The 17,855-nt window shown below is 50.6% G+C and carries 15 protein-coding genes; 6 read left to right on the top strand and 9 right to left on the bottom strand.

The genetic code is table 11. The features are described from left to right. Window positions 1–58 precede the first annotated feature (58 nt). The gene (locus CWB99_RS10165; protein WP_283235359.1) at window positions 59–2,269 is read right to left on the bottom strand and encodes a DNA internalization-related competence protein ComEC/Rec2; all 2,211 of its coding nucleotides are present in this window, start codon (window positions 2,267–2,269) and stop codon (window positions 59–61) included. Window positions 2,270–2,293: 24 nt separating this feature from the next. On the opposite strand from CWB99_RS10165, the gene CWB99_RS10160 reads away from it, so the two are divergent. Beyond that, entirely contained in the window at window positions 2,294–2,809 is a 516-nt protein-coding gene (locus tag CWB99_RS10160) for a DUF2062 domain-containing protein (RefSeq protein WP_054016879.1), read from the top strand. Window positions 2,810–2,890: 81 nt separating this feature from the next. On the opposite strand, the gene CWB99_RS10155 is transcribed toward CWB99_RS10160, so the two are convergent. The 8 genes from CWB99_RS10155 to CWB99_RS10120 all read right to left on the bottom strand — a co-directional run bounded on the left by CWB99_RS10155 (window position 2,891) and on the right by CWB99_RS10120 (window position 11,445). Further along, entirely contained in the window at window positions 2,891–3,499 is a 609-nt protein-coding gene (locus CWB99_RS10155; RefSeq protein ID WP_138551264.1) for a MarC family protein, read from the bottom strand. A gap of 305 nt (window positions 3,500–3,804) precedes the next feature. Then, window positions 3,805–4,566 (bottom strand): SDR family oxidoreductase, encoded by a 762-nt coding sequence (locus CWB99_RS10150; RefSeq protein ID WP_138551265.1) that lies wholly within the window; start codon window positions 4,564–4,566, stop codon window positions 3,805–3,807. Window positions 4,567–4,587: 21 nt separating this feature from the next. Next, a complete protein-coding gene (gene mmsB / locus CWB99_RS10145; protein WP_138551266.1) occupies window positions 4,588–5,478 on the bottom strand; it encodes a 3-hydroxyisobutyrate dehydrogenase in 891 nt (296 codons plus the stop codon). A gap of 11 nt (window positions 5,479–5,489) precedes the next feature. Further along, complete coding sequence (locus CWB99_RS10140; protein ID WP_138551267.1) at window positions 5,490–6,629, bottom strand: enoyl-CoA hydratase/isomerase family protein; 1,140 nt, start codon at window positions 6,627–6,629, stop codon at window positions 5,490–5,492. Further along, window positions 6,629–7,405, bottom strand: a complete 777-nt coding sequence (locus CWB99_RS10135) for an enoyl-CoA hydratase (protein ID WP_138551268.1) — start codon at window positions 7,403–7,405, stop codon at window positions 6,629–6,631. The genes CWB99_RS10140 and CWB99_RS10135 overlap by 1 nt, the downstream gene beginning before the upstream one ends. 12 nt (window positions 7,406–7,417) lie before the next feature. Next, window positions 7,418–8,575 carry an acyl-CoA dehydrogenase family protein gene (locus tag CWB99_RS10130; RefSeq protein ID WP_046003797.1) on the bottom strand — a complete coding sequence of 386 codons (1,158 nt, stop codon included), beginning with the start codon at window positions 8,573–8,575 and terminating at the stop codon, window positions 7,418–7,420. A gap of 131 nt (window positions 8,576–8,706) precedes the next feature. Next, window positions 8,707–10,197 (bottom strand): CoA-acylating methylmalonate-semialdehyde dehydrogenase, encoded by a 1,491-nt coding sequence (locus tag CWB99_RS10125; protein ID WP_138551269.1) that lies wholly within the window; start codon window positions 10,195–10,197, stop codon window positions 8,707–8,709. 69 nt (window positions 10,198–10,266) lie between these two features. After that, window positions 10,267–11,445, bottom strand: coding sequence for an acetyl-CoA C-acyltransferase (locus tag CWB99_RS10120; RefSeq protein WP_138551270.1), 1,179 nt, complete (start codon window positions 11,443–11,445; stop codon window positions 10,267–10,269). Window positions 11,446–11,841: 396 nt separating this feature from the next. Between CWB99_RS10120 and CWB99_RS10115 the strand changes: the two genes are divergently transcribed. The 5 genes from CWB99_RS10115 (at window position 11,842) to CWB99_RS10095 (ending at window position 17,854) form a co-directional block, all read left to right on the top strand. Continuing rightward, a complete protein-coding gene (locus CWB99_RS10115) occupies window positions 11,842–12,234 on the top strand; it encodes a MerR family transcriptional regulator (protein ID WP_054016870.1) in 393 nt (130 codons plus the stop codon). 81 nt (window positions 12,235–12,315) lie between these two features. Continuing rightward, the gene (locus CWB99_RS10110; RefSeq protein ID WP_138551271.1) at window positions 12,316–13,491 is read left to right on the top strand and encodes an isovaleryl-CoA dehydrogenase; all 1,176 of its coding nucleotides are present in this window, start codon (window positions 12,316–12,318) and stop codon (window positions 13,489–13,491) included. Between the two features lie 9 nt (window positions 13,492–13,500). After that, entirely contained in the window at window positions 13,501–15,108 is a 1,608-nt protein-coding gene (locus CWB99_RS10105; RefSeq protein WP_138551272.1) for a carboxyl transferase domain-containing protein, read from the top strand. A gap of 9 nt (window positions 15,109–15,117) precedes the next feature. Continuing rightward, on the top strand, window positions 15,118–15,900 hold the full coding sequence (locus CWB99_RS10100; RefSeq protein WP_138551273.1) for an enoyl-CoA hydratase/isomerase family protein: 783 nt from the start codon (window positions 15,118–15,120) through the stop codon (window positions 15,898–15,900). A 10-nt stretch (window positions 15,901–15,910) separates the two neighbouring features. After that, window positions 15,911–17,854 (top strand): acetyl/propionyl/methylcrotonyl-CoA carboxylase subunit alpha, encoded by a 1,944-nt coding sequence (locus CWB99_RS10095; protein ID WP_138551274.1) that lies wholly within the window; start codon window positions 15,911–15,913, stop codon window positions 17,852–17,854. The last annotated feature ends 1 nt before the right edge of the window (window position 17,855 follow it).

Raw genomic sequence — 17,855 nt, 5'->3', positions numbered from 1 at the left:
CTCTCTGGTACGTCATAACCCGCGTATTGTAGCTGTACTGATGGCAAAACTGAATGCATTATCTTAAGAACCAAAAACTTTTCCTGTCCCGGGCGGTTTCCAGTTGAACTTCTGTCCCGGTTATTTTGAATCGGATCTGACCTTCTTCGGCCGTATCCAGCATACGACTGTAGATTGACTGGTATCGCTCAACAACGTCCTCGTGCGGCAAACGCCATGGCGAGTAGTATCCCCGTGAAAACACGACCCACCTCGGAGCAACGGCAGAGACAAACGCCATGCTGGACGACGTGTTACTGCCATGATGCGGGGCAATCAGTATATCTGCTGGCATCTTTTCCCGTTGTCGTACCAACAGTGCATGTTCTGCCACCTGCTCTATGTCTCCGGGCAATAACAACCGGGTCGTGCCATCACTTATCCTCACCACACAGGAATTGTTATTGTCGCTGTTCATCGGCTCTACCGGCCAGAGCGACTCTATGGTTAGATTCTCCATAATGACAGCTTTTAAACTGCACAACGCCTTACCGTCTCCCTGATGAAACTGCTCAAGTGAACGGCCACCATCGTAACGATACAGATCAGCGAGCCCGCCATTATGATCACTGTCATCATGGCTGATCACAGTATGCACAAGGGTGATGCGATGCGCCTGCAAATAAGGCTTGATCACATTTTCAAACAACGAATAGCGCGAAAAATAACTGGCGCCGAGGTCTATCAGCACGCCATTGCCCTGAGCAGATACCAGTACCGCTGTGCCATGTCCAACATCAAAAACGTCCACCTGCCAGTCGGGTGTACGCTCGGTGAGGTTGACCATCAGGGCGGCAGACACAGGGACCCAGGCAAATGGCCGGGTTAAGGTGCTAAGACACAGTAGTAATGCTAAGTAGCTTAGTATCACCAGCTCTGGTGCTATCGCGCCAGTATGCCACCAGTGGTAAGGAAAAGCGTTTAGCCACTGATAGGCCGAGTTGAGCATGGCATCTGGTACAGCTAAAACGGCCCAGCCCGTGGCCATTACGATGAGCAGATGCATCAACAGCAGCGGAAAAATCACTACCGACAACAATGGAATGACCACCAGGTTGATCGGTATGCTGCTCATGCTAAAGCCATGATAGGAATAAAGGGTAAGCGGTAACAGAGCTGCAAATAAGGCACATTGTAAATATAACAGCAGCTTAACTCGGGACAGGCGCTCTGAGTCACGCGCTGTGCTGCGAAACACCATAAAAATAGTGGCCACCGCAAAGAACGAAAAATACAGCCCCAGGTTGAGCACGGCAAAGGGATTGGCAATTAAGATCACCGTCAGAGCATAGATTAGGGTTCGCGCAGGGCTCAGGTGCCGGGCAAACAAAAAACAACATGCGCCCAGCAAGGCCATTAACCAGGCGCGCTGCGCCGACACCTGCATACCACTGAGCCAGACATAGACCCCGCTTAAGAGCAGCGCAAAGGTAAAATAGCCCAGCTGATAATTATGATGCTGAGCCAAACGCGACCATATTAAAGCCAGGACAAGTTTGCACAGAGCAAAGCTCAGCGCAAATACAATGGCCACATGCAGGCCGGAAATGGCCAGCAAATGACTGAGACCCAGCGATTGAAAGTAAGCTTTATCGGCTTGCGGTACCGCGCTCTTATCTCCCGTCAGTATCACATAGTAAAACCAGCTAAAATGCAACCCATCCAGCGCCTGTGACACCCAAGTGCGATAGGTCGTCCGCAAGCGTTCGCTATGTTCGTACCTTACATCCTCCACAGACATGCGGCCTTTGTAGAATATCTGATGACGAAAGGCATAAAGCTCAGCGTCAAATACCGAGAAGTTCTTTCGACTGCGAAATGGTTTAAGTGTCACCATGCCTGCCAGTGTTGCGCCTTGTAAGTCATCGGGCAACGCGCCACTTAGTGATACATTTGCACGAACACGGCGATACCAGGGCACCGTATATTGGCCTATGCTTGCCAGCTCAAGGGTGACATAAGGGTTTGCACCTGTACCAATGACTTTGCTCACAGTACCGACCACCTCAATGTCCTGCTCTAAGCCTTTTTCAGCAAGCGGCGGCGCATAAACCAGCCAATAGTGACAAATCGTCACAAAAATACCTAAAATAAAACCTGCCAAAACACTCGAAAAAGTCTTAAAATACCCGCAGAGAAAAAGGAGCACGCCTGAGCAGACTAACCACTGCCACTGACCCAGATAAAATACTGAGATCAGGCACCCGCTGATCAGGCCGCAGCAGATCAATATCGATGTAAATGGTTGCTTAACATGCCAAAGAAGACGATCCAACGGTTTCTACCCGATCACAATAAGATCAAACAGCAAAAATCGCTGAAAATATTCGGTAGTTTGTTACATGATGCAAATCTTTGGCATTTAAATCGCCGCTCGGCGCGTGGGGCCTTTTCCGTTGGCCTGTTCTTTGCGTTCATCCCTGTTCCTTTTCAAATGGTTCTTGCAGCCGCCCTGGCTATTCCTTTTCGTGTTAATCTCCCCTTGTCAATCGCGCTGGTGTGGATCACTAACCCACTAACTATGCCTCCCATTTTCTATGCATCCTATCAGGTGGGTGCGTTTGCACTCGGTCAGGAGGAGCAACCGTTTCATTTTGAAGCCAGCTGGAGCTGGCTGGTAGAGAGCCTGTCGACTATCGGCCCCGCTTTTATGCTCGGCTCGTTGATCTGCGCCTGCATGGCTGCGATTCTAGGCTTTTTCGTTATTGACTTCTTATGGCGTCGCTCTGTTAACAAAGCTTGGGCAGAACGTAATCAGCAATCCAGCTAACCCGACCTCTTTATGGTTTAGCAGCCCTTGGGCTGCTTTTCCACCCTTCCCGAGCCCTCAGGCTGCTTTTCCAGCTAATCTTTACTTATCGAAGTAACTCACAAAACCCGCTAATGCATTGGTCACCGCCACAGATGCCAATATCAATCCCATTACCCGACTGATAACACTGGCACCGGCATTACCGATGACCTTATGAACACTACTTGCTACCAGCATCAGTAGTAACGTCAGTAAAATCACCACGAGCATCATAGCCACCGTCTGCACTTGCTCGAAAATATTAAAACGCGCATTCTCAGTTAACAAAACACACGCAAGCATTGCACCTGGGCTAGCGATCGATGGGACCGCCAACGGGAATATCGCAGTTTCACGGTGGTCTTTAATTAACCGGACCTCTTCTTCTGGCTTACTCTCACCAAAGATCATCGACAATGCAAATAAGAACAGCACAATGCCACCGGCAATCTGAAAAGCTGCCAGCGGGATCCCCATCGCAGTCAGCAGAATCTCACCCGCCACAGCAAAAAACACCAGCAAAGCCGCAGCAACCAGACTCGCAATCACGGCAATTTTGCGTTTCGCTGCGGCATCATAGCCACGCGTAACCGCAATAAATACGGGGATCGTGCCTATGGGGTCGATAACCGCAAAGAAGAAGATAAAGGTGGCTACAAAATCAATCAAAGTCGTCCCTTGTTCGTTAAGGATAAATAGTGAGTAAGGCGCTACTTTAGCAATGGATTAGTTAAAAGAATATGTAATTTTTCAATAATATTCAAAGCGCAAAGGGCATGCTCAGAAAAGAAGTAGATAAGCCAATACGCCAAACACTTGTGCGCCAGAAACTAAAAAGCGGCAGGTATGCGTGGCCTGCCGCTTGATTCAACACACTTTCTTCTTGCGAAGATAAAGGAACATAAGTATGCGAATTCTTTCGTATTGGTTTTAGGTCAAAAATAAAAGCAAACCGATACTTAAGTATTAATTTATCAGAGTCTGATCCCGCCGTCAATTTCTACAACACGACCGGTGAAGAAATCATTCTCGATAATGTATTTTGCCGTGTGGGCAATCTCGCCAGCTTCACCCAGACGTCCAACAGGTTTCATTTTCAGCAGACGCTCTTTGGCTTCTGGCTTCATTGCGTCGGTCATCTGTGTGCGGATCACGCCCGGTGCGATGGCACCAACACGAATACCGTAACGGCCCAGCTCTTTCGCCCAGGATGTGGTCATGGCAACAACACCGGCTTTGGCTGCCGAGTAGTTGGTTTGACCCATATTGCCCGCACGTGCCACGCTCGACATATTGATGATAACGCCCCCTTTCTGGCCCTCTACCATCTTAGTTGCCGCTTCACGGCCACAGAGGAATACCCCGGTCAGGTTAACATCCAGTACGGACTGGAACTGCTGTAGTGACATTTTATCGGTCACTTCACCGTCTTTGGCTTTCAACAGCAGGCCATCGCGCAGAATACCGGCGTTATTAACCAATACCGCGATATTACCCAGGTCTGCCACTATGGCGCTGAATACCTGTTCAACATCGCTCTCCAGGCTCACATTCGCCACATAAGTTTTTACTTCAACATCCAATGTTCTGAGCTCAGAGGCTGCACTTTGCAGCTGCTCTTCCTGCATATCTATCAATGCCAGCTTGGCACCCATTTTGGCCATTTCCGTTGCCATCGCAAAGCCCAGGCCCTGCGCACCACCGGTGATCACCACCGTTTTGTTCTTTATATCCATGATATTTCAACCCTGCTTCTGTTACTGCTTTTGTGAATAGAGTTTAAAAATAGCACTAAAATCTTCACTGCCACTGCCCTGATTCTGCATCAGGTTGTAGAGATTTTTTGCCAGTGCCCCCATCGGCGTAGCCGAGTTTGTTTGCTGTGCCGCCTGCATCGCCAACCCTAAGTCTTTGGCCATCAAGTCAACCATAAAACCTGGTTTATACCCATTTGACGAAGGCACATTCTCTAATACGTCCGGACACGGGTTGTATAACTCCAATGTCCAGTTGCGACCCGAGCTGTTGAGCATGATTTCACTCAATACTTTTGGATCAAGGCCGTGGTCAACGCCCATTTGCAGTGCTTCACTGGTGCCTGCCATGAGTATTGATAGCAGCATATTATTACAGATCTTAGCGACCTGACCTGCACCCACCGCCCCGGCATGGAAAATATTCTTACCCATATCGTTCAGGACAGTCTGTGCTTTGTTAAAATCAGCGTCACTGCCACCCACGATAAAGGTTAAAGTACCTGCCGCAGCCCCGGCAACACCGCCTGAAACGGGCGCATCAACAAACGCAATACCCGCGTCAGCCAGTGTATTACCAACAAACTGCGCGGATTCGGCATCGATTGTCGAGCAGTCAATCACCAGCGTCGACTTTTCAAGATAGTTGATTAACCCATCTTCGCCAGTATAAATCATACGAACGTGCTTGCTGGCTGGCAGCATGCTGACAACAAAATCGGCACCTGAACACACGTCAGACACTTTGTCTGCGGCATGAGCACCCAGTGAAACAAGGTGATTCACTGCCTCTGCGCTTAGATCAAATACCGTCACCTGATGACCAGCTTTTACTAAATTGGCCGCCATCGGGCCGCCCATGTTTCCTAAACCTATAAATCCAATCTTTGCCATGTGTTTATTCCTTATAGATCAGCCAGAGGATGTTCACTTTCTTCCCAGCGCGGGGCAAAAAAGCTGTCGATCACAGCGCTGTCGACATCCGCAATGGTCTTAAACTGCCACTGTGGCTGTCCGTCTTTGTCAATCAGCAGTGCACGCACACCTTCACGGAACTCGCCCACTTCACCGCAACGCACCGACATTGCCAGCTCGCGTTGAAAACAATCTTTGAGTGACAAGCCTTCAGCACGATTTAATTGTGCCTGGATTAACACGGCACTGAGTGGAGAGCCATGCTTGAGGGCTTTTTGTGCTTTGCTTAGCCATTTGTTCTCTGTGCTGTCGAGCGCCAGAATATGCTCAACCTGGGCTTCCAGGGTGTCAAACTCGGCAAGTTGAGCGAACGAGTCAGCCAGCGGCTTAATTTCGCTGCGCGGCGGAATGTGCGATGCTTCATCAAGCGAAATCAGTAACTGAGTCAGCTTCTCATGATTAAGCACATTGGTTTTGCCCCAGTTTACTTCACTGAGGTTATGCAGCAGCATATCCAGGCGCTCGCCATCCATATAATGATCGGCCAGGCCAACAAATTTGGCATCGGTGGCATTGATGGAAGCACCCGTAAGGCCAAGGAATAAACCAACACCCGCAGGCATCTTGTTCAGGAAGTAGCTGCCGCCAACATCCGGATACAAGCCAATGGTGATTTCGGGCATCGCAATACGTGATGACTCGGTCACCACACGATGACTGGCACCGGCCATCAGACCAAGACCGCCACCCATGATGATACCATTGCCCCAAAGCAGGATCGGTTTATCATAATTGTGGATGTGGTAATCGAGGCGATATTCCTCGGAAAAGAAAACTTCCAGATGATTATTGCCATCTTCGGCAGCCATCGCGTTGTACAGACTAACCACATCACCACCGGCACAAAAGGCTTTTTCACCTGCGCCTTTGAGCAGCACCATAGCTATCTGCTCGTCTTCAGCCCAGGCCTTAAGCTGTGGATCCAATAAGCGGATCATTCCCAAGTTCAGTGCATTGAGTGCTTTTGGCGCATTGAGGGTGGCAACCGCCACCTTCATGCCGTTATTACAGTGCGCCAACTCAAATACCACTGGGGCATCTGCCTGGTTCAGTAACTGTAATTCAACCATTAGCCATTCACCCAGTTTGCTTTACGTTTTTCCAAGAAGGCATTGACGCCCTCTTTTTGATCTTGCGTGTCGAACAAAGTCACGAACAGCTCGCGCTCAAGCGGCAATGCGCTGTTGATAGTACCTGAGCGACCTTTTTGGATCAGGGCTTTACAAGCGGTCACAGCCACCGGGCTTTGATCTTCAACTTTCTTAGCCAGCTCAAGTGCAGCTTCCAGCGCTTTGCCTTGCTCAACCACTTCTTCAACCAGTCCAATCTGCTGAGCTTTGTCGGCTTTAAGGCGCTCACCACATAAGATCATACGCTTCGCCCAGCCTTCACCGACCAGCCATGACAGGTTTTGTGTGCCACCTGCACAAGGTAACAGGCCAACTTTGGCTTCTGGCAGAGCCATTTGAGCCTGTGCTTCTGCAATACGAATATCACAGGCCAGCGCGACTTCCAGACCACCGCCCATTGCGAAGCCATTAATGGCTGCAATAGACACACCACGGAAATCACTCAGGGTTTCAAACGCTTCACCAAATACGCGAGACATGTCCGCCGCAACGCCTTTGTCACCATCGGCAAATACATTCAGATCAGCGCCCGCTGAGAAGAACTTTTCACCTTCCCCAGTGATCACCAAAGAGTAAATGTTTTTATCGGCATTAAGCTCTGTTACCAGCTCCTTCAGACCAACCAAAGTATCGCGAGTCCAGGTGTTTGCTGGTGGGTTGGACATAGTCACAACCGCAATATGACCTTGTTTTTCGAGTTTCAATTGTGCTGACATAATGATGCTCCTCTACAGTACGCTAGCTGCGCCTTCGGCTAGAATTCGGCGTGCAATGATCACCCGCATGATCTCATTGGTGCCTTCCAGGATTTGGTGAACGCGTACATCACGCAGGTGGCGCTCAAGTGGGTATTCTTTGATGTAGCCATAACCACCGTGGATCTGTAATGCATCATCACAAACCTTAGTACCGACGTCAGTCGCAAAGCGTTTAGCCATGGCACAGTAAGTGGTTTTTTCACTGTCGTTGCTGTCCAGTTTGAACGCAGCCAGACGGACCATCTGACGCGCGGCAACCAGTTCCGTGTTCATATCGGCAATCTTAAACTGAAGTGCCTGGAATGCCGCGAGGGGCTTACCAAACTGCTGGCGCTCCTGCATATATTCTTTTGCTGTGTTCAGCGCCTGTTGTGCAGTACCAATTGAACAAGTTGCAATGTTAATACGTCCGCCATCCAGGCCCTGCATGGCAAATTTAAAGCCTTCACCTTCTTTGCCCATCAGGTTAGCCGCCGGAATACGAACATTTTCGAATGTCACCAGGCGGGTTGGCTGCGCATTCCAGCCCATTTTCTCTTCGGCTTTACCATAGATAACGCCCTCGGCATCAGCCGGCACAACAAAGGCAGAAATGCCTTTAGGACCGTCTTCTCCGGTACGTGCCATTACCACCAGCACATCGGTTTCACCCGCGCCCGAGATAAACATTTTTGACCCATTCAGGACATACTCATCGCCTTCGAGTACCGCTTTGGTTTTCAGTGATGCCGCATCAGAGCCTGAGCCTGGTTCGGTCAGGCAGTAAGATGCCAGTAGCTCACCCATCACTAGTTGGTCCATGTACTGATCCTTTACCGCCTGAGTGGCGAAGCTGGCAATCATCCAGGTGGCCATATTGTGTATGGTCAGCATCGCCGTTGTGGCCGTACAGCCCATCGACAATTGTTCAAAGATAATGCTTGAATCAAGACGCGACAGACCCAGGCCGCCCGCTTCTTCCGGCGTATATAGGCCACAAAAGCCCAGCTCACCGGCTTTTTTAATCACGTCTTTAGGGAAAATATGTTTCTGATCCCATTCAGCGGCATGGGGCGCCAGTTCGCTCATGGCAAACTGATAGGCGGTTTCGGCAAAAGCCTGTTGATCTTCGTTGAGATTAAAGTCCATAAAGACCTCACTTGTTGTCATAGCGGGCGAAGTGATGATTCTGCCCGGCGTTATTCTTATGTACCTGAGTTTCAGGGATTACTACTTGCGGCCCGGGCAAGTGCCGGGCCTGATAGGTTAACTGACTGGCGTTATCGCAGGTTGATGCTCATATTCGGGCCTGTTACGGCCTCATCGGCAAACCAACGTGAAGTAATGGTCTTGGTTTCTGTGTAGAAACGCACACCCTGTTTACCATAGGTGTGTTGGTCGCCATAGAAAGAGTTTTTCCAGCCGGTGAATGAGAAGAACGGCAGTGGCACAGGAATCGGAATATTGATGCCCACCTGACCTACTTCGATTTCATTCTGGAACTTACGTGCTGCTGCGCCGCTTGCCGTGAACAGAGACGTACCGTTACCATAAGGGCTGTTATTAACCAGTTCAATGGCCTCTTCCAGAGTATCAACACATACGCAGTTCAGTACGGGGCCAAAGATCTCCTGCTTGTAGATGTCCATGTCTGGCGTGACGTCTGTAAACAGCGTTGGACCAACCCAGTTGCCGTTTTCGTAGCCTTCAACCGTAAAGTCTGAGCCATCCAGCAGACAAGTTGCACCTTGTTGTTTACCGCTTTCTATCAGCGACAGAATACGTGCTTTTGCCTGAGCCGAGGTTTGCGGGCCATAGGCCGCTTCTGGGTCGTTCCACACACCCGGGCGTACTTTTTCAAGGCCGGCTTTTAAATCGTCGATCCACTCTTTAGACTTGCCAACAAACACCGCAACCGAGATACCCATACAACGCTGACCTGCTGCGCCCACAGATGAACCGACCAGGTTATTGATGGTTTGCTCGCGGCTGGCATCTGGCATGATCACCATATGGTTTTTCGCGCCTACGCAGGCCTGAACACGTTTCAGGTTCTCAGTGCCTTTGCTGTAGATATAAGACCCTACACCGCATGAGCCAACAAAAGAAATCGCGCGTACTTCAGGCGCTGTCAGGATTTGGTCAACCTGCTCTTTTGCACCATGTACTACTTGCAGAACCCCTTTTGGTGCGCCAGCTTCTTCGAATAGCTCAACCAAACGCATTGGCGTCAGAGGGTCTTGCTCAGAAGGCTTTAATACGAAGGTGTTACCACACACAATCGCCATTGGGAACATCCACAATGGAATCATCGCCGGGAAGTTAAACGGGGTGATACCCGCACACACGCCCAGCGGTTGAATATAAGAATAAGTGTCGATATTACGGGCAACGTTCTCAACCGTTTCGCCCATCATTAGCGCCGGCGCATTGGCCGCCTGCTCAACCACTTCAATACCACGCCATACATCGCCCTTGGCATCTTCAAAGGTCTTGCCAAGCTCATGGCAGATAATAGTCGCAATCTCTTCCTGGTGCTCTTTTAACAGTGCCGCATAGCGCATCATGATACGAGCACGCTCTGTTACCGGGACATTACGCCAGGTTTTAAATGCTTCTTGTGCAGACGAAATAGCGGCCTGTACTTCATCCTGTGTCGCGCATGGCACCTTCGCCAAAACTTCCTGATTCGCCGGATTGACGACATCTAGCCACTTGTCAGACTGAGACTGGGTAAATTCACCGTTGATGTATAATGGTACCTGGTGCATGTGCACTCCTCCCCCAATTAAAACGAAAAAGCGCCGCTTAATTATTGTCGTTGCGGCGCTATACTTAACTTAAACTTCGACGGCTAATGCCACCGCTTCACCACCACCGATACACAGTGAGGCAATGCCTTTTGATAAACCGCGATTGCGCAGTGCATGAATAAGCGTTACCAGAATACGCGCGCCACTGGCACCGATTGGGTGACCCAATGCACACGCACCACCATTCACGTTTACTTTGCTCTGATCCAGGCTAAGCTCGCTGATCGCCAACATAGTGACCATAGCGAATGCTTCGTTGATCTCCCACAAATCGACGTCGTCTTTAGACCAGCCAGTTTGCTCAAGCAACTTGTTCATTGCACCAACAGGTGCCACAGTGAACTCGGCAGGCGCCTGAGAATGTGTGGTGTGACCTGCAATCTTACACAGTGGTGTTAGACCGTGACGTTTCGCTTCTGATTCGCTCATCAATACCAGCGCTGCTGCGCCGTCAGAGATAGAAGACGAGTTAGCCGCAGTGATAGTGCCATCTTTTTTGAACGCCGGGCGCAGTGACGGGATCTTGTCCGGGCGCGCATTACCAGGCTGCTCATCAATCGCCACTTCCACATCACCTTTACGGGTAGAAATGGTATGTGCGGCAATTTCGTTGTTAAAGCTACCGTTTTCAATAGCAGCATTGGCTTTACTCAGTGAGCTCAGCGCAAACTCGTCCATATTGTCACGGGTAATGCCGTATTCATCGGCCGTATCTTGTGCGAAGCAGCCCATAGCTTTATTGTCGTAAGCATCTTCGAGGCCATCCGCCATCATGTGATCTTTAATTTCGCCATGGCCCATGCGCATGCCACCACGCGCTTTAGGAATGAAGTAAGGAGCATTCGTCATGCTCTCCATACCACCAGCGACCGCTGTACTAATGCTGCCTGCTTTGATCAGGTCGTGAGCGAACATAGCCGCTTTCAAGCCTGAGCCACAGACTTTATTGATAGTGGTTGCGCCCGTTGAACGAGCCAGGCCGGCATGTAACATCGCCTGACGCGCTGGCGCCTGACCTAAGCCAGCTGGCAATACACAGCCCATGATCACTTCGTCTATACTGGCATCAGACAGCCCAGTATCAGCCATCACAGCTTTAATTGCGGTGGCACCCAGGTCAGTTGCACTGGCACCAGAAAGACTGCCCATAAATCCACCCATAGGGGTACGTTTGGCAGCAACAATGACAACAGCTTCGTTACTCATTAAAAAAACTCCTGTTTACAAGCAAGTTGCTTGCTTTTAGTAATCTCTTACGTCGAGCATACCTAATATTTACGTTTACGCCAACGTAAATCTAAAATCAAGCAAATTGCGATCTCTGAAAGTGTAAAGTTAAGTTGCACATCGAGGTTGCCACTGGTGTGACTTACGATGTGTCGTCCTCCTCGCCAGTCAGTCTCGAATAACGCGACTATACTGCATTGTGACGTACCATCTGGAGTGCCTCAGCGGGTCTTCTGTAAGCAAAACGAATACCTAAAGTAGACCAGTATGAGCGGTTGCGATATGCGACTATAGGATGAAACAAACGCCATACTTTACCTTTACGTAAACTTCACTTATATTGGACAAATCAGTTTTGATGTAAGTGCGTAAACGATGCAAGACAACAAAGAACCAACTTATTCAATCAGCGAACTCGCCAAGGAGTTTGATATTACCACCCGAAGTATTCGGTTTTATGAAGATCAGGGATTACTTTCACCTGAACGCCATGGCCAGACCCGCATTTATTCTAAGCGCGATAAAGTGCGCCTGAAACTCATTCTGCGTGGCAAGCGATTGGGCTTTACCCTGGCAGAAACCGGTAGATTGTTTGAGCTTTACGACGCTGACAAATCAAGCGCCAAACAGCTTCATACTATGCTGCAACTGATCGAAGAAAAAAAGGCCGATCTGAGTCAGCAAATGGACGATATTAAAGTCGTCCTGATGGAGCTGGTGACAGCAGAACGTCGCTGTCTGGATACATTAAAGAATTTAGATGAATAGTGATTGAGCAATAATGTAGCACTTAATGCGAGTCGCGGCGAGTGCTTAATCAAGAATAACTCTCACACAGGATAACTACAGATGAGCACAGTATCACTTTATAAAGAACTTAACTTTGGCCTGGGCGAAACCGCGGACATGATCCGTGACCACGTCAATAGCTTTGCCAGCAGCGAAATCGCTCCACTGGCAGAAAAAACCGACGAAGAAAACGCTTTCCCAAATGAAATGTGGCCAAAGTTTGGTGACATGGGTCTGCTGGGCATCACAGTACCAGAAGAGTTCGGTGGCGCAAACATGGGCTATCTCGAGCATGTTATTGCGATGGAAGAGATCAGCCGTGCCAGCGCCTCTATCGGCTTGAGTTACGGTGCGCACTCAAACTTATGTGTCAACCAGATCAACCGCAATGGCAACCGGGCACAAAAAGAAAAGTACCTGCCTAAACTGGTCTCCGGCGAGCACATCGGCGCACTGGCGATGAGTGAACCAAACTCGGGCTCAGATGTAGTATCTATGAAACTCAAAGCCGAGAAAAAAGGCGATAAGTTTATTCTCAACGGCAATAAAATGTGGATCACCAATGGTCCGGATGCCGACGTCTTTGTGATCTATGCAAAAACCGATTTAGAAGCCGGTCCGCGTGGTATCACGGCATTCATCGTTGAGAAAAACTTCCCGGGCTTCTCTACCGCACAAAAGCTGGACAAACTGGGCATGCGCGGCTCCAACACTTGTGAGCTGGTGTTTGAAAACTGTGAAGTGCCTGAAGAGAATATTCTGGGTAACTATAATGAAGGCGTTAAGGTCCTGATGAGTGGTCTGGATTATGAACGTGTGGTTCTGGCCGGTGGCCCACTTGGGATCATGCAGGCTTGTATGGATGTGGTTGTGCCTTACATCCACGAGCGTAAGCAGTTCAACCAGTCTATCGGCGAATTCCAGCTTGTACAGGGCAAAATCGCCGACATGTATACGCAAATGAATGCGGCGCGCTCTTACGTTTACACAGTGGCTAAAGCCTGTGACCGCGGTGAGACCACCCGTAAAGATGCCGCAGGTGCAATTCTGTATGCCGCCGAGCTGGCAACCAAAATGGCGCTTGATGCAATTCAGTTGCTGGGCGGTAACGGTTATATCAATGAGTATCCTACCGGACGCTTACTGCGTGATGCCAAACTGTATGAAATAGGCGCCGGCACGTCTGAGATCCGCCGTATGCTGATCGGTCGTGAGCTGTTCACCGAAAGCCGCTAAGGAGGCAGCATGACAGTACTAAACTCGACTGTTAATAGTCATGATCCGCAGTTTAAGGCAAACCAGGACGCTATGGCGTCTCTGGTTGCCGACCTCAATGATAAGGTCGCCACATTGTCTATGGGCGGCGGTGAAGCACTGATCGCTCGCCACCAGAGTCGCGGCAAGTTATTTGTCCGTGACCGCATTGAGCACCTGCTTGACGAGGGCTCTCCGTTTTTAGAGATCTCTCAGTTCGCCGCCTATGGTGTGTATGAACAGGATATTCCCTGCGCCGGTGTCGTGGCCGGTATTGGCCGGGTAAAAGGCGTGGAGTGCATGATAGTGGCGAACGACGCGACTGTTAAAGGGGGCACCTATTTCCCGCTGACGGTGAAAAAGCACCTGCGCGCACAAGAAATTGCAGAACGTTGCCACCTGCCCTGCATTTATTTAGTTGACTCAGGCGGTGCAAACCTGCCGGAGCAGGATGAAGTATTCCCGGATAAACTGCACTTTGGCCGTATTTTCTATAACCAGGCGCGTATGTCTGCCAAAGGCATCCCGCAAATTGCCGTGGTGATGGGCCTGTGTACCGCCGGTGGTGCATACGTGCCAGCGATGGCCGATGAAAGTATCATAGTAAAAGAACAAGGGACGATTTTCCTCGCGGGTCCGCCACTGGTAAAAGCGGCAACCGGTGAGGAAGTAAGCGCCGAAGACCTCGGTGGTGCCGATGTGCACTGTAAAGTATCCGGGGTTGCTGACCATTATGCGGAAAACGATGAGCACGCGCTGTCTATCGCCCGCCAATGTGTCTCCCGCCTCAACCACCAACGTCCTGTTCGCCCAGTTCTGAAAGACTTTAAAGCGCCTCGATACGATATCCGTGAGATATACGGCATCGTCGGGACGGACCTTAAAAAGCCGTTTGACGTACGCGAAGTCATCGCCCGTATCGTGGACGACTCACAGTTTGACGAGTTTAAACGCTACTTTGGTGAAACCCTGGTTACCGGCTTTGCCGAAATCTATGGTCATCCGGTTGGGATAGTCGCTAATAATGGGATTTTATTCTCAGAATCGGCGCAAAAAGGCGCGCACTTTATTCAGCTCTGTGCCCAGCGCAACATTCCGCTGCTGTTCTTGCAGAACATCACAGGCTTTATGGTAGGTCAAAAATACGAAGCAGAAGGTATTGCCAAACACGGCGCTAAAATGGTTACCGCTGTGTCTTGTGCAGACGTGCCAAAATTTACCGTGCTGATCGGTGGCTCATATGGTGCCGGTAACTACGGCATGTGCGGCCGAGCCTATGAACCCACCATGATGTGGATGTGGCCCAATGCCCGTATCTCGGTCATGGGTGGCGAGCAGGCTGCCGGTGTACTGACGCAAGTCCGTCAGGACGGTCTGGCACGCAAAGGCCAGTCGATGAGCGACGAAGAAGTGGCTGAGTTCAAAAAGCCAATTGTCGAGCAATACGAAAAGCAAGGCCACCCCTACTACGCCAGTGCGCGCTTGTGGGACGATGGCATTATCGATCCTGCCGACACACGCACGGTTCTTGGTCTGGCGCTTGAAGCGGCTGTCAATGCACCTGAGCAGGATTCAAAATTCGGCATTTTCCGGATGTAAGGAGGCCCTATGTCAGTAACCTTAAATATCACCAAGAGCAAAGTCGCCATTTTGGAGCTTAGCCGCCCGGAAAAACACAATGCCTTCAACGCCGAGGTCATTGCCGAATTAATCAAAAGCATTGAATACGCCAACGAGCTGAATATTCGTGCACTGGTATTAAAAACCAATGGCAAGCACTTCTCTGCAGGCGCCGACCTGGCCTGGATGAAATCCATGGCTGGTAATAACTACGACGAGAATGTCGCTGATTCTATGGAGCTGGCCAAACTGATGAAAGTGCTGGCAAACAGCCCACACCCAACGGTTTGTCTGGTTCAGGGCGCTGCATTTGGTGGTGCACTGGGCCTCATCGCCTGCTGTGACATCGCCGTTGCGACCCCGGATGCTAAGTTCTGTCTGAGCGAAGTCAAGCTGGGGCTTATCCCCGCCGTGATCAGCCCCTATGTGATCCGCGCCATTGGCGAGCGTCAGGCACGTCGCTATTTCCTCAGTGCTGAGATCTTTACTGCAGACAAAGCACTGAGCATGGGTCTTATCCACGAAATAGCCGAAGACTTAGCCGGTGCCGAATCTCACTTTATAGAAACCCTGCTGAACAATGGTCCGGTGGCGGTCAAAAGTGCCAAGGCACTGATAGACGAAGTGGCTGGCCATACCATCGATGACACATTGATTGCACACACCGCAAAACGGATCGCTGAGATCCGAGTAAGCGAGGAAGGACAAGAAGGTCTGAGCGCCTTTTTCGACAAACGTGCCCCCGGCTGGCAAAACGCGGCCAGCAAGTAAGGAGTACACTATGTTAAAGAAAATTCTGATAGCCAACCGTGGCGAAATCGCCTGTCGCGTGATACGCAGCGCCAAGCGCCTGGGTCTGAGCACCGTAGCGGTTTACTCCGATGCAGACGCCAATGCCATGCACGTACAACAGGCGGATGAAGCCTATCACATAGGTCCGGCGCCAAGTAAAGATTCCTACCTGGTTGCTGAGCGCATTCTGGACGTTGCTAAGCGTGCCGGTGCGGATTGTATCCATCCCGGTTACGGATTCTTGTCTGAAAACGAAGCCTTTGCTCAGGCCTGTGAGCAGGCCGATATCGCCTTTATTGGTCCGCTGGCTAGCTCAATTGAAGCCATGGGGTCAAAAACTCGCGCCAAAGAGATCATGGCCGAGGCCAATGTACCCTTAGTGCCCGGCTACTACGGCAAGCAGCAAGATACAGATTTCCTGGCTCAGGAAGCCGAGAAAGTGGGCTATCCGGTGCTTATAAAAGCGGCTTACGGTGGCGGTGGTAAAGGTATGCGCGTAGTGCGCGAAGCCAGCGAATTTATCAATGCTCTTGAAGGTGCAAAGCGTGAGGCCGCAGCCAGTTTTGGTAACGATCTGGTGCTGCTGGAGCGTTTTGTCGATAAGCCGCGCCATGTTGAAGTGCAAGTATTTGCCGACAGCCATGGTAATTGCGTGTATCTGGGCGACCGCGACTGCTCATTGCAGCGCCGCCATCAAAAAGTCATAGAAGAAGCTCCTGCCCCGGATCTGAGTGCAGAGCTGCGCCGTGAAATGGGTGAAGCCGCTGTGCGCTGTGCCCAGGCTATCAACTACCGCGGTGCCGGTACCGTCGAGTTCTTGCTCTGTGGTGACGAGTTCTTCTTTATGGAAATGAACACGCGCCTGCAAGTAGAGCACCCGGTGACGGAGATGGTGACCGATCAGGATTTGGTTGAGTGGCAAATCCGCGTCGCCAACAATGAAGTACTGCCACTGACCCAGGATGAGATCCGACTCAGCGGCCACAGCTTTGAAGCGCGCATATACGCCGAAGATCCGCAGGAAAACTTTATGCCCTGCTCTGGCGTATTGTCCCATCTGGGCTTCCCACAAGCCAAAGACGGTGTGCGTATCGATACCGGTGTGCAACAAGGTGATGAGATCAGCCCCTTTTACGATCCGATGATCGCTAAGCTGATAGTGCATGGTCGAGATCGCCGCACTGCACTATTAAAATTACGCAGTGCACTGGCTGAAGTACATCTGGCAGGTCTGAAGAGCAATATTGCTTTCTTACACCACCTGGCAGGCCACCCTGCATTCAGTACCACAGCACCGGATACCCACTTTATTGACACCCAGACCGAAACGCTGACGGCATCTCAGGCGCCCAATGACTTATTGGTTTGTCTGGCCAGTGCGGCCTATCTGGCGCATCAGCAGGCAGAGAAAGTCACCTCGCCGTGGCAGCTGTCGGGCTTTAAGCTCAACCAGCCGCGTCGTCAGGTACTGCCATTTGCCGACCACCTGGTGGTAGCCGAAGCCAGTGGCAATCAGTGGCAGGTATTTTATCAGGATCTCGACCATACGATGGACGTACGCCTGGATGGTCACAGCCTGGTCGCCAACCTGGATGGCAAGCGCTTGCTGGCAGATGTGGTGATCACCAAAGAGCAAATCACAGTTATGTTTGGTCCTTACCAGTTTGATGTGGCGCTTAAATCTAAGCACTACATCAGCGAGCATGAACATCAGGAAGCACCACTGGCCGCGCCACTTAACGGCACGGTCGTGAAACACCTGCAAAGTGTTGGCGCTCAGGTAAGCAAAGGCGATCCAGTGGTTGTCATCGAGGCAATGAAAATGGAATACACCCTGAATGCGCCGTTTGATGGTACGCTCACCAGCTATTGCTTCGACGAAGGCGAGCTGGTCAGCCACGGCGCAATGCTTGCGATTGTTGAGGAGGCCTGAA

It is taken from the genome of Pseudoalteromonas rubra, from assembly GCF_005887095.1.
Lineage (GTDB): Bacteria > Pseudomonadota > Gammaproteobacteria > Enterobacterales > Alteromonadaceae > Pseudoalteromonas > Pseudoalteromonas rubra_E.
This window is presented reverse-complemented; position numbering and strand designations above follow the sequence as displayed.

Bases quoted from the DNA above. Each gene is read 5' to 3' on its own strand.
- CWB99_RS10160 (WP_054016879.1), top strand. From the start codon at position 2,294: ATGCCAAAGAAGACGATCCAACGGTTTCTACCCGATCACAATAAGATC.
- CWB99_RS10150 (WP_138551265.1), bottom strand. From the start codon at position 4,566: ATGGATATAAAGAACAAAACGGTGGTGATCACCGGTGGTGCGCAGGGC.
- mmsB (WP_138551266.1), bottom strand. From the start codon at position 5,478: ATGGCAAAGATTGGATTTATAGGTTTAGGAAACATGGGCGGCCCGATG.
- CWB99_RS10140 (WP_138551267.1), bottom strand. From the start codon at position 6,629: ATGGTTGAATTACAGTTACTGAACCAGGCAGATGCCCCAGTGGTATTT.
- CWB99_RS10135 (WP_138551268.1), bottom strand. From the start codon at position 7,405: ATGTCAGCACAATTGAAACTCGAAAAACAAGGTCATATTGCGGTTGTG.
- CWB99_RS10130 (WP_046003797.1), bottom strand. From the start codon at position 8,575: ATGGACTTTAATCTCAACGAAGATCAACAGGCTTTTGCCGAAACCGCC.
- CWB99_RS10125 (WP_138551269.1), bottom strand. From the start codon at position 10,197: ATGCACCAGGTACCATTATACATCAACGGTGAATTTACCCAGTCTCAG.
- CWB99_RS10120 (WP_138551270.1), bottom strand. From the start codon at position 11,445: ATGAGTAACGAAGCTGTTGTCATTGTTGCTGCCAAACGTACCCCTATG.
- CWB99_RS10115 (WP_054016870.1), top strand. From the start codon at position 11,842: ATGCAAGACAACAAAGAACCAACTTATTCAATCAGCGAACTCGCCAAG.
- CWB99_RS10110 (WP_138551271.1), top strand. From the start codon at position 12,316: ATGAGCACAGTATCACTTTATAAAGAACTTAACTTTGGCCTGGGCGAA.
- CWB99_RS10105 (WP_138551272.1), top strand. From the start codon at position 13,501: ATGACAGTACTAAACTCGACTGTTAATAGTCATGATCCGCAGTTTAAG.
- CWB99_RS10100 (WP_138551273.1), top strand. From the start codon at position 15,118: ATGTCAGTAACCTTAAATATCACCAAGAGCAAAGTCGCCATTTTGGAG.
- CWB99_RS10095 (WP_138551274.1), top strand. From the start codon at position 15,911: ATGTTAAAGAAAATTCTGATAGCCAACCGTGGCGAAATCGCCTGTCGC.